The following is a 13,702-nucleotide window of genomic DNA, read 5'->3' on the forward strand; positions in this document are numbered from 1 at the left end:
CTTCGCATCTTGAAAGGGGTTTCCCATGGATTCGGGAAATGTCGCTTGGATACTGGCCAGCTCGGCGCTGGTCTGCATGATGATCCCCGCCCTCGCCCTGTTCTACGGGGGCATGGTGGGGTCGCGCCGCATTCTCAACATGATGATGATGTGTTTCGGCGGCGCCAGCCTGGTGGCTGTCCTCTGGGCACTGTTCGGGTACTCGATGGCTTTCGGCAACTCGGTTGGGGGGCTGGGGCTGATCGGTGACGTCACCGAATTCCCCGGCATGGGGCAGCTGCTGGCCGCGGATGAGGAGGCGTCCATCCCGGTCATCCTGTTTGCTGCCTTCCAGCTGTTCTTCGCCTGCGTCACCACGGCGCTGGTGGCAGGCGCCGCAGCGGGCCGCATGAAGTTCGGCGCCTGGATGCTGTTTGCCGGCATCTGGGCCACGATCGTCTATTTCCCTATCGCGCACTGGGTCTTCGCCTTCACTTCGGCGGATGGCAGCGTGACCGGCGGCTGGATCGCCAGCGGGATCAAGGCCATCGACTTCGCCGGCGGCACCGCCGTGCACATGAACGCCGGCGCGGCAGCACTGGCCCTGGCCCTGGTGCTCGGCAAGAGCTCCGGCTGGCCGAAAGTGGAGCACGCCAAGCCGCACAGCCGCCCGCTGGTACTGGTTGGCGCCGGCCTCCTCTGGGTGGGCTGGTTCGGCTTCAACGCCGGCTCCGCGCTGTCCGCCGGCCAGTCGGCGTCGGTGGTTCTCCTCAACACCGCCGTAGCTGCCTCGGCCGGCCTCCTGGCCTGGTCCCTGGTGGAACGGCTCCGCCGCGGGGCAGCCACCAGCATGGGCGCAGCGTCCGGCCTGATCTCGGCGCTCGTGGCCATCACCCCCGCCTGTGGCGCGGTAAGCCCGCTGGGCGCGCTGGCCATCGGGGCGATCGCCGGGGCCGTATGCTCGCTGGCCATTGAACTGAAGTACCGCCTCGGCTACGACGACTCGCTCGACGTTGTGGGCGTCCACCTTGTGGGCGGCATCCTGGGCACGCTCCTGATCGGCCTCTTCGCCACCGATGCTGCCCCGAACGGGGTCAGCGGACTCTTCTACGGCGGCGGCGTTGAACTGCTCGGCGTCCAGGCCCTCGCCACTGTCACGGTGCTCGTTTACTCGTTCGGCATCACCTGGATCCTCGCAAAGATCCTGGACAAGACGATTGGCCTGCGGATCAATCCCGAGGACGAGATGCGCGGCATCGACCTCGCAGCACACTCCGAGCTCGCATACCTTACGGATGAGGATCCGGTGGAGCTGGGCTCTCCGCAGCGCGTGTAGGGATTCCCAGGAAGTCCGGGTGCATGCCATCCGGATCACGAGTCAGGCAGGGGGCCAACCTCCGGACCGGTGCCAGCAGCAGCTGGCTTATAGTTCCGGGGACTGGCCCTTTGTCATGCCCGGGCCGGTGTTAACCGTGTGCCTTGTCCTGTCCGCCATGGCGTGCCCGGAAGGCGTAGACCAGCAAGGCAGTGCCCGCCAGGATCATGACGGCAACCACCACGAAGTCCGCGGCGAGGAGCAGCACCGTGGACTGCAGCGCGAAGATCACCCCAAGCACTGCAAGGACAGCGGCGGGAATCAAGGGCCACTTCATCCGCCCGGCCTGACCGGCCGCCGGGACCGGAACGAGGGACAGCACACCAAAGGTGGCAGCCAGGCCCAGGAACAGGACGGCGGCGGTGGGCATGCCCTGCACCTGCGGCGGGAGTGCCACGACGAGTGCCAGCGTGAACATCACTCCGCCCGGGATAACGGCCCACCAGTTGTCCGGCTGGCGAAGGTAGACCGCGGCAAATCCGGCTGCCATGAACAGGAACAGGAAGGCCGCTCCCGCGCCGCCGCCGGTGAGCTGGGTGGCGGCGACAACCGCAGCCAGGCCCAGGAACACCGATCCGGGGATCGCCGCCCACCAGAACTCCCGGCCGCGAACAAAGAGCGATACGAATACAGCCCCCACAGCGGTGAAGATCACTATCGGCACATAGGCCGCGCTCTCGATCACGTCGAGGAGGTCCAGCAGCAACAGCACACCGACCGCTATCAGGATGACGCCGGTAATGATGCTTGCGTTTGCCGATTTCACTATTCGCCTCCAGGAAGCCGGCAGGCGCCCCGGCCGCTCTGCCGGTTTCAGGTTACGGCGCCTCCCCGAAGCGGACGTAGGGCACAAAGCCCCGCCTTCGCCACTACTCCTTGAACAGCCCGGCCAGGTCTTCCGCAGTGATGGCTCCGCCGGCAAGGGCGTCGCCTTCCATGACATCGGAAAACAGCTGCGACTTGCGGGCCTTCAGGGCCATGACCTTTTCCTCGATGGTGTCCTTCGCCACGAGCCGGTAGACCATCACGTTCCGGGCCTGCCCGATCCGGTGGGTCCGGTCCACGGCCTGCGCCTCCGAGGCCGGGTTCCACCAGGGGTCCAGCAGGAACACATAGTCGGCCTCGGTAAGGTTGAGCCCGAACCCGCCGGCCTTCAGCGAAATCAGGAACACCGGAGCGCTGCCGTTCTTGAACTCGTTGACCACGTCCGCGCGGTTGCGGGTGCTGCCGTCGAGGTAGCAATACTCGATCTTTTCCTCGTCCAGCCGATCCCGCACCTTGCCCAGGAAACCGGTGAACTGGCTGAAAATGAGGGCGCGGTGGCCTTCCGCCACCAGGTCCTCCAGCTGCTCGAACAGCACGTCCAGCTTGCTGGAGCGCACGCCCGAGAGCGACGGGTCGATCAGCGAGGCGTCCAGGCTGAGCTGGCGCAGCAGGGTCAGCGACTGGAAGATGGTGAACCGGTTCTTGTTCACGTCCTCGATCAGCCCCAGGATCTTCTGCCGCTCGCGCTGCAGGTGGGTCTGGTACACCTTCTGGTGGCGCGGGTTCAGCACCACTTCCAGGATCTGCTCCTGCTTGGGCGGCAGGTCCTTGATCACCTGGTCCTTGGTGCGGCGCATCATGAGCGGGCGGACCCGGCGGCGGAGCTTGTCCAGCTGCGCCTTGTCACCGTTCTTTTCCACCGGCTTCTGGTAGTACTCCGCGAAGCGCTTGGGGCTGGAAAAGAGCCCCGGCGCAACAATCGATGTCAGGGCCCAGAACTCCATGAGATTGTTTTCCAGGGGCGTGCCCGTGATGGCCAGCTTGAACGCCGCCGGCAGTTTGCGGGCGCACTGGTACGCCTTGGACTGGTGGTTCTTCACGAACTGCGCCTCGTCCAGCACCAGGCCGGACCATGTGCGGGAGGCATAGGACTCGTAATCGATCCGGAACAGGGCGTAGGACGTGATCACGATGTCCGCCCCGGCCAGGACCTCCGCGGCGTCCTGCCCGCTCTTTCCGAACGTCTCGCTGACGGCGTGCACCTTCAGGCCGGGCGCAAAGCGCGCCGCCTCCGCGGCCCAGTTGCCCACCACGCTGGTGGGGGCAACCACCAAAAAGGGAGCACCGGCGTCGGGCTGGCCTGCTGAAGCGATGGCGCCGGTGATGCTGTCACCGCTGCGGCGAGCGCCGGCGTCGGACGCTGGAGTGTCTGCCGCCGCCAGCGCCAGCTCCTTGGCGGCGCACATCAGGGCCAGCGCCTGCACGGTCTTGCCGAGGCCCATGTCATCCGCGAGGATGCCGCCCAGGCTGTGCCGGTACAGGAAGGTGAGCCAGTTGAAGCCTTCCAGCTGGTACGGGCGCAGCTCCGCGTTGAGGGTGGCGGGGAGCGGGAGGCCGTCCATGCCGCCTTCGAGCAGGCCCCCCACCGCGGACCGCCACGCGGCCGCCTGCTCGTCCACGACACCCAGCTGGGCCAGTTCATCCCACAGGCCGGCCTGGAAGCGGCTGATCTGCAGCGGCGCGTCCTTGTTGTCCTGCAGCGAGCGGGCTTCCTCAATGAGCGCGCGCAGCTGGTGCAGCTCGGGCAGGTCCAGGGAGAAGTAGGCGCCGCTGGGCAGCAGCATCTTGGTCTGCCCGGCGGCCAGGGCGGAGAACACCGCGGCGAAGGACACCGGCTGGCCTTCCAGCGAGATCTGGATGCCAAGGTCGAACCAGTCGCGCTGCTCGGTGGCCTTGGTGGAGAGGGACACCACCGGAGCTTCCTCGGCCTCGCGGTAGTCGGCGATGTCGCCCACGGTGTCCACCTCGACGTCGGGGGCTTCGCGCAGGCGCGGCAGGACCTCCTCGGTGAAGGCCAGGGTGTCCAGGCCCGTCAGTTCGGCGGAGGCCGCGAGCCGGGGGGTGCCCCAGCCGCCGGTGGCGGACTCGCCCAGCGCCGGCACCATGTCCCACGGCTGGCCGATGCCTTCCAGGATGCGGGCCTCGGCGGTGTCGTCGCGGTAGCCGTGGTCGCCGGGGTGGCGCCAGAGGGGCTGGGCCGTGACGAGGTTTCCGCTCTTGTAGTGCCACTCCCAGTGCAGCCGCACGCGGTGGTCCGCGCCGTAGTTTGCCAGCAGGGACAGGGTGGGGACTGCGAGCGCCGGCAGCTCGACGGATTCGTCCCTGGCAGTGACCCGGGCAGTCTGCTTCAGCTTCGGATAGAAGCCGGTCAGGAAGCGCGATTCGTCCTTGGCCGGAATGTGCAGGGTGCTGCCGGCCGTCACGAACGCGAGCAGCTCCTCGCTCAGGCCGCTTTCCAGCGGTGCAAGGGTGATGATCCCGTCGGGGTCGGGCACGCCGGGCAACGACGCTTCTCCGGCGGTGAAGAAGATCCCGTGGGCGGGCCGGCCGATGGTGCCCACGGACGCCGGATCAACCTCGGCCCCCTCCACGGTGATGGCGGGCGCCAGTTCCAGCCCGCCGTCGGCAGCTGTTGTGCCTTGGGAACCTGCCCCGGCGGCGGAGGGTCCGGTGCCGGGGGAGCCGTAGCGGCCGAGGTTAAGGCCGACGGCGGCAGGGGCTTCGGCGAGCCGCACAGGCTCAGTGCCGCGCGAGTGCACCAGGGTGAGGCCGATCTTGCGGGCGTCTGCCAGCAGGCTCCACAGGTTCTTGCCGGCGTAGGAGTTCAGGCCGAGCCAGAAGCCGGAGGGGTTGTACGTCCGGCCGGCAGCGGCGGAATGGCCGGCCAGGAACTCCTGCATCCACTCCACATGCGCCGGGTTGCACTCGCGCCGGAAGTTCAGGTAGTTCAGGGTGGTCCAGGAGACGTCACCGCGGATCCACTTGCCCTTGGCGCCCATGATCACCGGCCGGGCCTTGAGCTGGCGCACGCTGCGGAGCGGGTCCCGCCGACCTGTGTAGGAGAAGTGCGGGGCGGGTTCTTCGATCTCAAATTGCAGCGCCAGCGGAACACCCGTGCTGGGAGGTGCGGTTCCCTGCGAGATCAGCGGGCTGAGCGCCTGCTCCCAGTCGGACAGGGCGGGAGCGGACGGGCTGCGGGACAGCTGTGTGGACGTTGACGGCGCCAGCAGCTGCACGCGGATGGCGGGGTTGTCCTCGGCGGCGAAGAGCAGCGCGGCCACGTGCTTGCAGTCCTTGCGGACCGGGCAGCTGCACACGCCCACGGTGCAGCTCCAGCCGCCTGCCTTGCGGACCAGCTTGGCAGTGGTGGAGTAGGGCACGTCCGCCCCGCCGCGGACCTTGCCCAGCATGAGCCCGGTGGCGGCGTCGAACGAAATGCCCGAGACGCGGCTGCCCATGGCATACGCCAGCCCGGCCGCCAGGGAACGGTCGTTGATGGCGGGGGTTTGTATTGCCAGTGCCGTACTTTCGTCCGGTTGGGATGGAATGGTGCGCGCTACTTTCAGCAGGCCGCGGCGGGCCGCGGCCGGTGGGTGGTTATCTGATCCATCTTAGTTCGCCGGCCGGGCGTGGCGTGCCGCCGTTCCCGCGGCTCCCGCCCTTCGCCGGCTGCCCCGGCGCCGGAAACTTCGCGGACCCGGAAACTTCGCCCGACGTTCATTTCTTCCTCAGCAACACGTCGGCCCGCCCGACGTAGCGTGAAAACGTACCCTGCACCACCCGTCAACAGCAGTGAGGATTTCCATGATCACCAGCCAGCAGCCCGTCGTCCTGACCAGCAGCAGCATCGACTCAAGCGACGAGGACGTCGTAGAGGCCAACGTGAGCATCGTGGATGCCATGCACACCGCCCTGCTCCGGACCGAAGAGATGTCACCCGTGGCCGTCCGCAGCTACTACGTGGACTTCTACCTCACCCAGGCGCTGGAGGGCGGTTTCGCGCAGTACGTGTTCACCGCCGTCGACAGGTCCGAAACTGACACGCTGATCCGCGAAGGCATGGCGGGCATGGGCGCCGCCGCCCACCTTGACCTCTTCAACAGGGCAGTTGAGGCGTTCGACGACCTTTCCGAAGAAGACGAGGAGAACTACCTCGACGGCGGCCTGGATGACACGCAGGACACTCCCGAGGGCGTCCTCCGGATGGAGGAGCTCGACGGCGAGTTCGAGGAGCTGCTGGAGAGCGAAAACATCACCGCGCTTAACGCTGCCTGGCTGCGCGGCCAGGCGGAACTGCTGGTGCTCGACGACGAAGAGGTCGGCGCGTACATTGAGCGCCTGGCGTCAATGATCACCGACCTGCCCGAGCGCAAGGCCCAGGCCGAAGCCGAAGCGCTGGAGGAGGCTCCCGACTTTGAGCTCATCATCCGCGAGCTCTGCAGCGTTGCGGGGTATGAGCTCCTCAAGATCACCATGGGCGACCCCAACTACGTCCACGACGGCGAGCGCGTCCTGGCGTGGCACTTCTCCACCGATCACGGCGACTTCCTCATGGTCGAGGAAGAGGACGAGGCCTACATGATCAACCCGGAAACCCGGGAGATCGTGGCCGCGGTGGAGTTCGAAGAGGCCGACACCGAGATGGCCAACGCCTAGGAGCGTTAGCGGCCGGGCATTGACGGCCCGGGCCGCCGTACTCCAGGCGCGCCCGGGTCCCGTGCCTTGGCCTGTCAGCGGTTCTGCTGCAGGGCGGTCACGAGGATGTCCAGCAGATCCTCATCCACCTGGTCCACGGATGTCAGGCGCACCTTCCGGGTGAAGGGGTCGTCCGCCCGGGTCCTGGCTGCCTCGATCCTGCCTTCAGCAGGGCCGTCGAGCCGGAGGGTCACATCCACTGCCGTATTGGTGGTGCGGGTAACCTGGGCAAACTTGCGCCGCGGGCTGTGCAGTGAAACGTAGCCCTTCCGCATCTGGATCTGCACGCCTTCGGTGGCGGACGCCCAGCCCAGGATGGCGTCCGCGATGGGCCGCAGCCGGGGGTGGCCGGCGTACTGGTCGTCGAGCAGCTCATCGGCGTCCCGGAGCATGAACTCCGGGTAGCCGAACATTTCCCATGACACCGCATACCGGGCGTAACCCGTCACCCCGAAGCCGTCCCGCATCCAGGTGCGGAGCCCGTCGTCGTCCTTGATGCCGGCCGCGCGGGCCTGACCTGCCCAGTGCGCGGTGTCTTTGCCTGTCTTCCGCAGAAGCAGCGCCTTATTGTTGTCCACCATTGTTTGCCAGGTGCTGGCCTTCTTTGTGGGTTCCGGATCCGTAGGCATGGGTCGATCGTAGCGCCGCCGGTCCCGGCCGTCCGGCAGCCGGTGCGGCCTCCTGCAGCAGGGCGTGAAAAAAACTTTTGGCCCTCCGTAACCTTTCCGCCTTCCCCTGCGATGTAGGAGGTGATGGGTCCGCCCGCCGGGCCCGAACCAAACGTGTTGTCTAGTTTCTGGAGTCTCTTATGTCGTTGTTCACCGTTCTTGCCACCAGCAAAGTAGCCGCCGGAGTCCTGGCAGCAGGCACCATCGCCGTCGGCGGAACCGGCGCCGCCGCCGTTTCCGGTGTCCTCCCCGCCGAGGCGCAGCAGACCGCCCACGACCTTTTCGGCGCCCCGGCCCCGAAGCTGGCAGCAGAAGCAGCAGGCGACGCGCAGGCAACTGCCGAGGCGGCCGCTGACGCTGCTGCTGACGCCGACGCTTCCGCAGATGCAGACGCCGACGCTGCGGCCGAAGGCGGCGCCACCGTCACCGACGAAAACGTCTCCGCCAAGGCCGCTGCCTCCGCTGGTGCCAACACGGCCGTTGATGCAGCCGGTGCCGCAGCCTTCGGCCTGTGCACCGCCTTCACCAACGGCGGCCTGAACGCTTCCTCCGAGGGCTTCTCCTCGCTGGTGATCGCCGCTGAAGGCGAGGCAAACATCGAAAGCTTCTGCGCCGACGTCGTTGCCGAGGCTGACGCCGCCGCCGAAGCCGGCGCCGCCGCCACAGGGTCTGCAGCTGTTGATGTTGAACTTCCCGAGGCGCCTGCTGTTCCGGCAGTTCCCGCCGTTCCCGGTGTCGACGGCGAACCTGCCGTTCCCGCCGTTCCGGCTGTCCCCGCCGAGGCCGGCAGCGTAGTGGACACCCCCTCCGTTTCGGTCCGCTAGCCGCCAGTCGGTAGTCTGTACTGCGGGAACGGCAGTGGCTCCGTTCCCGCAGTACGGCAGTCCGGGACTGCACGAACGCCAGCCGCACGTGCCGCAACGTGCCCCGGACCAGATGCCGAATGACGGCACGCAACACCATGGAGACTGGCAGTCCGAACCGGAGACCGGGACAGGCGTGAGCCGCGCCCCGGGATGGAGGAGCCGCTGGTGCTAAGCACTTTGGCCCAAGAAGAGACCGACATACTCGAGAGTACGGCCGGAACAGATCCGGCGGTGCTGTTCGGTGCTGCCTACCGGTCCTTCGCCGGCCCCGTCCAGGGGTACCTCCGGGCGCGCGGGGTGGATGATCCGGAGGCGGTGACGCAGGACGTCTTCCTTGCCTTCTACCCGAAAATCGGCGCTCTCACCGGCGGGCTCCAAGGCGCCAAGTCTCTGCTCTTTTCCATTGCACACGCGCGGATGGTTGATTATTACCGCCGGCTGGAGCGCAGGCCCCAGCTGAGCCCCTACGATCCCGCGCAGGACGCCAGGACCACGCCGTCGGCAGAAGAACACGCCGTTGAACTTCAAGGCGGCGCCGCTGCAATGCTGGACGGACTCAGCGAGGAACACCAGGAAGTACTGGCCCTCCGCGTAGTGGCCGACCTGTCCATAGAACAAGTAGCGGACATCATGGGCAAAAGCACCGGAGCCGTCAAACAGCTCCAGCGCAGGGCCCTGCACAACCTCAAGGCACAGACGCTTCAAAGAAACCAGGCGAATCATGAGTGACACCGCAGCATCCCGCAGCGACGCGTTCGTAAACCAGCTGCTCCTGGAGGCAGGCATGGACGACGACGCCCGGCTCCGCCCCGCGCTGCTGGAGCTCCGTGAGCTCGCTGACGCGGCGCCCGAGCCCTCCGCCGCGGTCGCTGCGCTGATGGCGCCGGCCGGGGCAGCGGCCCTTCACCAGACCGCAACCGTGGAGGATGTCCCTCGTGCGGATGAGCTGGCGGCGCGCCGCAGGGCCAAGCGGCGCCTCGCGCTCACCGCGCTGTCCGTGGCAGTTTCGCTGAGTGCCGGCGGCGCTGTTGCCGCGGCGTCGGACCAGGGGATCCGCGAGTCTTTTACCCACTTGGGCCACAGCATCACGTCATTCGTGACCGGTTCCGGGGGAGCACCTGCCGGCAACCGGGCCGAGGAACCCGCTGCGCCCCTCCCGGCGACTCCAGCCGGCCCGGCAACAGCCCCGGCCGTACCAGCCCCCGCCCCGGATTCCGTGCCGGCCGGCGGAGTCCCGGCTGTGCCTTCCGAAGAGCCCACAGCCCCGGCAACCGCTCCCGGCCAGGCCGTGCCGGGCAAGCCCGCCGACGTACCGGCAGCCGGCACGCTGCCCACCGCCGTTCCGGAGGACCTCGCGGACGGCCTCAGCCGCCCGCCGGTCCCCGTCCCCGGGCCGTCGGACATCCCGCTGCCCCGGACACTGCCCACCGTCCCGGTGCCCTAAAGCACGGCTCTCAATACGCTGCACCACCTGCCTTGATCATGGCGCCTGACGGGCTGGCCAGATACCAGACATTGTTGACGCCCTGGCCCAGGATGTCGCCGGGCTTGGCGTCCTTGGCGAAGTAGTACAGCGGCAGTCCCTCCAGGGTTACCTGCTTCTTCCCGTCCGGCGTCGCGATGGTGCCCAGCGTCCCGCTGACGCCGTCCGCGGACGGCCGTTCCGAGGTAGTGGTGACCGGCGGCCACGCTGCAAGGCAGGCGTCCGTGCAGGCGCTGGTGCCGGAATCCTTTGAATCCTTCGTGAAGAAGTAGACGCTCATGCCCTTGGCGTCCACAACGATGGTCCCGGCGGTTGAAGAGGCCGTCTTGAGGTCGGCGGCGGTGCTGGCGGTTGCAGTGGCTGCGGGTGATCCCGCAGTGGCCGCGGGACTGGCCGCCGGACTGGTGGTGGCCGGTGCTGTGCCGGTGCTGCCGCCGCAGGCAGCCAGCGCCGCGGAAAGGGCCAGCGCGGCGAGGCCTGCGGCTAAGGTGTGTTTCATGGTTTGCTCCTTGGCTGGGCCCGGCGTCGGATCACCGGACGCTAACCCCTACGACGCACCGGGACGGGCTTTGGTTCACCCCGCCTGCGCATTGAACCTTCCGCCGTCCCATGGCGTCTTTACGGGCGTATAAAGAACTGTGCGAAGAACCCGGCAGGAGGGACGGCATGCCGCTTGACGAGGACGTGGTGAAGTCCATCTACCGCGACCACGGCGCTGCCCTGCGCCGCTTTGTGCTGGGCATTTCCCGCGACCCGCAGCTCGCGGAGGACGTGGTCCAGGAAACCGTGTTGCGCGTCTGGCAGCAAACGCCTGAAATCACCGGGAGCCTCCGCAGCTACCTGTACCGGACGGCCCGGAACATCATTATCGACAACTACCGCAGGGCGCAGCGCCGCCCCGCCGAGATGCTGGAAGGCGACGTTACCGAGCCCGCCGTCGTCATGGAAAGAGTGGACGAGCTCCTCAACCGCGTGCTGGTCGAGGAGGCCCTGGTCCGGCTGAGCAAGGAACACCGGGACGTCCTGGTGGCCCTGCACTACCGGCGCTTCACCGTGAACGAGGCCGCCGTCCAGCTCAACATCCCCAGCGGAACGGTCAAGTCCCGCGCCTATTACGCCGTGCGGGCGCTGCGCACCATCCTGGACGAGATGGGCGTGGAACGGTGAACACCGCGGAACCGCACCAGCTGCTGGGCGCTTACCTCCTGGGCGGCCTCGACGCCAAGGACCTCGAAACGTTCGAGGCCCACCTGCAGGAGTGCGGGAAGTGCCGCGACGAACTTGCCGGCCTGGAGAAGATTCCCGTGCTGCTCGACGCCCTCCCCGTGCCGGACGCAGTGGCGCTCACGGCTGTGCCCGGGAGGCTGCCGGATCCGGTGCCGTCCCCCGATCCGGCGCCGCTGCTGCGCAAACTGGCGCACCGCCGTCGGACATTACGACGGCGGTGGACGGCGCTGGCAGCCGCCGCAGCCGCCGCCTGCCTTGCCCTGGGCCTGGCGGGCGGTCCCCTCCTGGCCCGGCCCCCGCAGCCGGACGCCACCTACTCGGTACAGTCCGGCGGCGGCCTCCAGTTCAGGGTCGACCTCGCCCGGAAGACCTGGGGAACGGAGCTTGCCGTGAACGGCAGCAGCCTCCCGGCCGAGGGGACGCTGTCGCTGTGGGTACGGGACCGTGATGGCGGTGAGGACCGGGCGTGCGCCTGGACGGCGACTCCCAGCGGCAGGGTCAAGGTCACCGGGGCCACGCCGCTTCAGTTGGGGAGCATCTCAAGCGTTGAACTGCGCGATGCCACCGAACGCGCCGTGGCCGTGATCACCGTGCCCTGAGGTGCCGCCCCGTGGGGAAGCGCCACCCTTGGGGTAGCGCCAGCCCCGTGGAACCGCCAAAACAGGCTAGTGGTTCAATTTGCCCAGCTTGGCGCGCACCATCATGAATACGCCGTAACAGATCAGGCCTGCCCCCACCGCGGCCAGGAGGTAGACGCCGAAGGGCTGGTCACGGAGGGCGCGGAGCCCGCCGTCGAGCCCCGTGGAGTCCTCCGGATGGGCCTGGAGGGTGGCGACCATGATCAGCAGTCCCGTCAGCAGCAGCACCGTGCCCTTGGCCACGTACCCCGCGACGCCAAGCACTGTAACGGCAGTCCGGGCTGGCGGGGCAGCCGGCATGACCAGGTGCTTTTCGAAGGATTTCCTGAGGCCGCGGATGCCGTAGATGACTCCGGTGACGGCGATGGCGGCGCCCAGCAGGACCAGCAGGGCCACACCGCCGGGAGCCTTCATCAGGGTGAGGGTGAGGTCGGTGGCGGACTTTTGGTTGTCCGCGCCGGACCCTGTTCCCAGGGCGAAGGACATGAGCGTCAACGCGAGTCCGGTGAAGACGAGCGCCTGGGCGCCCGCCTTGGCCTTCTTTCCGGCTTTTTCCTTGGTGGGCAGGCGGTTGTAGTCAAAGATCGCATCGCTGGTTTGCCACAGTGCCAGCCCCGCGCAGGCCGCGAAGCTTGCCCACAGGAGGAATGGTCCCGCGGGCTGGGTGGCGAGCTCGGCCACCGCGCCGCTGAAATCAGCGTTCCCCGTACCTCCAAACGCCAACCGGATGGCGATTGCGCCGACCAGCAGGTGCAGGATGCCGCTCGCCGCGAACCCTGCCCTCGCCAGCAGTTCCAGCGTCCGGGAGTTGGTCACGTTCTCCGCCGCGTCGACGGCCTGCTTCATTTCCTTTTTGATGGCTGTTCCTTTGTGCATCCGCTGAGCTGGCGTGCGCCCCCTGCACACAGGGCAATCGTGCCACGCGAAGGCGGTGCGGAACAGTGGCCGGGCCCCGGCGGCCGGCGGGAGTGGCGGCAGCAGCGTGGCCTGACGCCGGCTGCGGCCCTGCAGGAAGGTCCTACAGCCGGCGGTAGCAGAGATCGAAGATCAGACGCCCGGCCTCGTGGGCCTTGGCCTCGAAGCTGGTCCGGATCCTTCCTTCGAACCGGGGCGCCCAGCCTCCGGTTTCGTCGATTCCTTCGTTGGGTCCGGTGTGCTCGGTGCTGACGGGGGCGCGGCCCTCCCGGACCGGTGCTCCGCCAACGACGGACTCGACGCCCGACTGCCACACCTGCGTGAGGGGGCTTTCGGGCCCGCGGCGCTCGCCGGTGTGCAGGTTTTCAAAGTCCTTGGAACCTGCCAGGACATCCCGGACGTGGACGGCGTAGTTGGACCAGTCGGTGGCGATCCGCCACAGGCCGCCCGGCTTCAGGGCACGGGCCGCGAGGTCCGCAAACTCCGGCTGGATGAGGCGGCGCTTGTGGTGCCGGGACTTGTGCCACGGATCGGGAAAAAAGACCCAGAGTTCGCTGACGGAGCCCGCCGGGAGCATCGTGGCCAGGACCTCGGGGGCGTTGGCCTCCACCACCCGGACATTGCTGAGGCCGCGGCTGTTGATCTTGATGATGGTATTGGCCAGGCCCGGGGTGTAGACCTCGACTGCCAGGAAGTCGGTGTCCGGGTTCTGCTCGGCGGCGTGGCACACGGCGTCGCCCAGGCCCGAGCCGATCTCCACTATGAGGGGAGCCTTGCGGCCGAACTCGGCTTCGGCGTCGAACGTGTAGTCGGGGTGGACCGAGGTGTTCGCAATGTGGCGGGGGACGTCCACTGCCCACCGTTCCGCATGCTCCTCCCAGGCTGCCTGCCGGCGGCCCTGCAGGCGCGTGCCGCGGCGGACGAAGCTGACCGGCCGGCCGCCGTACGTGCCGAAGGAAGCCTGCGTCCCCGGCGTGACGGGCCTCGGGACATGCGGCTGCTGGGGGTTTTCTGGGGATTCGCTCATCACT

At 67.9% G+C, this 13,702-nt stretch carries 13 protein-coding genes; 7 read left to right on the forward strand and 6 right to left on the reverse strand.

The genetic code is table 11. The features are described 5' to 3' along the window. The first annotated feature begins 25 nt into the window (after positions 1-25). Positions 26-1,315, forward strand: coding sequence for an ammonium transporter (locus tag GK109_RS11685; protein WP_157240579.1), 1,290 nt, complete (start codon positions 26-28; stop codon positions 1,313-1,315). 130 nt (positions 1,316-1,445) lie between these two features. Here the strand turns inward: GK109_RS11685 and GK109_RS11690 are convergent, their stop codons facing one another. Both GK109_RS11690 and GK109_RS11695 read right to left on the reverse strand, forming a co-directional pair. Next, positions 1,446-2,120 (reverse strand): hypothetical protein, encoded by a 675-nt coding sequence (locus GK109_RS11690; RefSeq protein WP_370460556.1) that lies wholly within the window; start codon positions 2,118-2,120, stop codon positions 1,446-1,448. A gap of 103 nt (positions 2,121-2,223) precedes the next feature. Next, positions 2,224-5,727 (reverse strand): SNF2-related protein, encoded by a 3,504-nt coding sequence (locus GK109_RS11695; protein ID WP_370460780.1) that lies wholly within the window; start codon positions 5,725-5,727, stop codon positions 2,224-2,226. 256 nt (positions 5,728-5,983) lie between these two features. Between GK109_RS11695 and GK109_RS11700 the strand changes: the two genes are divergently transcribed. After that, entirely contained in the window at positions 5,984-6,835 is an 852-nt protein-coding gene (locus GK109_RS11700; RefSeq protein ID WP_157240583.1) for a hypothetical protein, read from the forward strand. A gap of 74 nt (positions 6,836-6,909) precedes the next feature. Here the strand turns inward: GK109_RS11700 and GK109_RS11705 are convergent, their stop codons facing one another. Then, positions 6,910-7,503: a DUF5655 domain-containing protein gene (locus tag GK109_RS11705; RefSeq protein WP_157240585.1), complete on the reverse strand. Its 594-nt coding sequence runs from the start codon at positions 7,501-7,503 to the stop codon at positions 6,910-6,912. A 179-nt stretch (positions 7,504-7,682) separates the two neighbouring features. Between GK109_RS11705 and GK109_RS11710 the strand changes: the two genes are divergently transcribed. The 3 genes from GK109_RS11710 to GK109_RS11720 all read left to right on the forward strand — a co-directional run bounded on the left by GK109_RS11710 (position 7,683) and on the right by GK109_RS11720 (position 9,852). Continuing rightward, entirely contained in the window at positions 7,683-8,366 is a 684-nt protein-coding gene (locus GK109_RS11710) for a protein tyrosine phosphatase (protein WP_157240587.1), read from the forward strand. Between the two features lie 192 nt (positions 8,367-8,558). Continuing rightward, positions 8,559-9,137, forward strand: a complete 579-nt coding sequence (locus GK109_RS11715; RefSeq protein ID WP_157240589.1) for an RNA polymerase sigma factor — start codon at positions 8,559-8,561, stop codon at positions 9,135-9,137. Continuing rightward, positions 9,130-9,852, forward strand: a complete 723-nt coding sequence (locus GK109_RS11720; RefSeq protein ID WP_157240591.1) for a hypothetical protein — start codon at positions 9,130-9,132, stop codon at positions 9,850-9,852. The genes GK109_RS11715 and GK109_RS11720 overlap by 8 nt, the downstream gene beginning before the upstream one ends. A 10-nt stretch (positions 9,853-9,862) precedes the next feature. On the opposite strand, the gene GK109_RS11725 is transcribed toward GK109_RS11720, so the two are convergent. Then, on the reverse strand, positions 9,863-10,390 hold the full coding sequence (locus tag GK109_RS11725; RefSeq protein WP_157240593.1) for a hypothetical protein: 528 nt from the start codon (positions 10,388-10,390) through the stop codon (positions 9,863-9,865). Positions 10,391-10,557: 167 nt separating this feature from the next. Here GK109_RS11725 and GK109_RS11730 point away from each other — a divergent pair, with 167 nt between their 5' ends. After that, complete coding sequence (locus GK109_RS11730; protein WP_157240595.1) at positions 10,558-11,058, forward strand: sigma-70 family RNA polymerase sigma factor; 501 nt, start codon at positions 10,558-10,560, stop codon at positions 11,056-11,058. After that, positions 11,055-11,717, forward strand: a complete 663-nt coding sequence (locus GK109_RS11735; RefSeq protein ID WP_323057516.1) for a zf-HC2 domain-containing protein — start codon at positions 11,055-11,057, stop codon at positions 11,715-11,717. Before GK109_RS11730 ends, GK109_RS11735 begins: the two co-directional genes overlap by 4 nt. A gap of 66 nt (positions 11,718-11,783) precedes the next feature. Here the strand turns inward: GK109_RS11735 and GK109_RS11740 are convergent, their stop codons facing one another. Then, complete coding sequence (locus tag GK109_RS11740) at positions 11,784-12,632, reverse strand: DUF1206 domain-containing protein (RefSeq protein ID WP_157240597.1); 849 nt, start codon at positions 12,630-12,632, stop codon at positions 11,784-11,786. A 142-nt stretch (positions 12,633-12,774) separates the two neighbouring features. Beyond that, positions 12,775-13,698, reverse strand: a complete 924-nt coding sequence (gene trmB / locus GK109_RS11745; protein WP_157240599.1) for a tRNA (guanosine(46)-N7)-methyltransferase TrmB — start codon at positions 13,696-13,698, stop codon at positions 12,775-12,777. Positions 13,699-13,702: the final 4 nt, after the last annotated feature.

Origin of the sequence: Pseudarthrobacter sp. GA104 (assembly GCF_009741265.1) — a bacterium.
Lineage (GTDB): Bacteria > Actinomycetota > Actinomycetes > Actinomycetales > Micrococcaceae > Arthrobacter.

Coding starts and splice junctions, on each gene's coding strand:
- GK109_RS11685 (WP_157240579.1), top strand. CDS start 26: ATGGATTCGGGAAATGTCGCTTGGATACTGGCCAGCTCGGCGCTGGTC.
- GK109_RS11700 (WP_157240583.1), top strand. CDS start 5,984: ATGATCACCAGCCAGCAGCCCGTCGTCCTGACCAGCAGCAGCATCGAC.
- GK109_RS11705 (WP_157240585.1), bottom strand. CDS start 7,503: ATGCCTACGGATCCGGAACCCACAAAGAAGGCCAGCACCTGGCAAACA.
- GK109_RS11710 (WP_157240587.1), top strand. CDS start 7,683: ATGTCGTTGTTCACCGTTCTTGCCACCAGCAAAGTAGCCGCCGGAGTC.
- GK109_RS11715 (WP_157240589.1), top strand. CDS start 8,559: ATGGAGGAGCCGCTGGTGCTAAGCACTTTGGCCCAAGAAGAGACCGAC.
- GK109_RS11720 (WP_157240591.1), top strand. CDS start 9,130: ATGAGTGACACCGCAGCATCCCGCAGCGACGCGTTCGTAAACCAGCTG.
- GK109_RS11725 (WP_157240593.1), bottom strand. CDS start 10,390: ATGAAACACACCTTAGCCGCAGGCCTCGCCGCGCTGGCCCTTTCCGCG.
- GK109_RS11730 (WP_157240595.1), top strand. CDS start 10,558: ATGCCGCTTGACGAGGACGTGGTGAAGTCCATCTACCGCGACCACGGC.
- GK109_RS11740 (WP_157240597.1), bottom strand. CDS start 12,632: ATGCACAAAGGAACAGCCATCAAAAAGGAAATGAAGCAGGCCGTCGAC.
- trmB (WP_157240599.1), bottom strand. CDS start 13,698: ATGAGCGAATCCCCAGAAAACCCCCAGCAGCCGCATGTCCCGAGGCCC.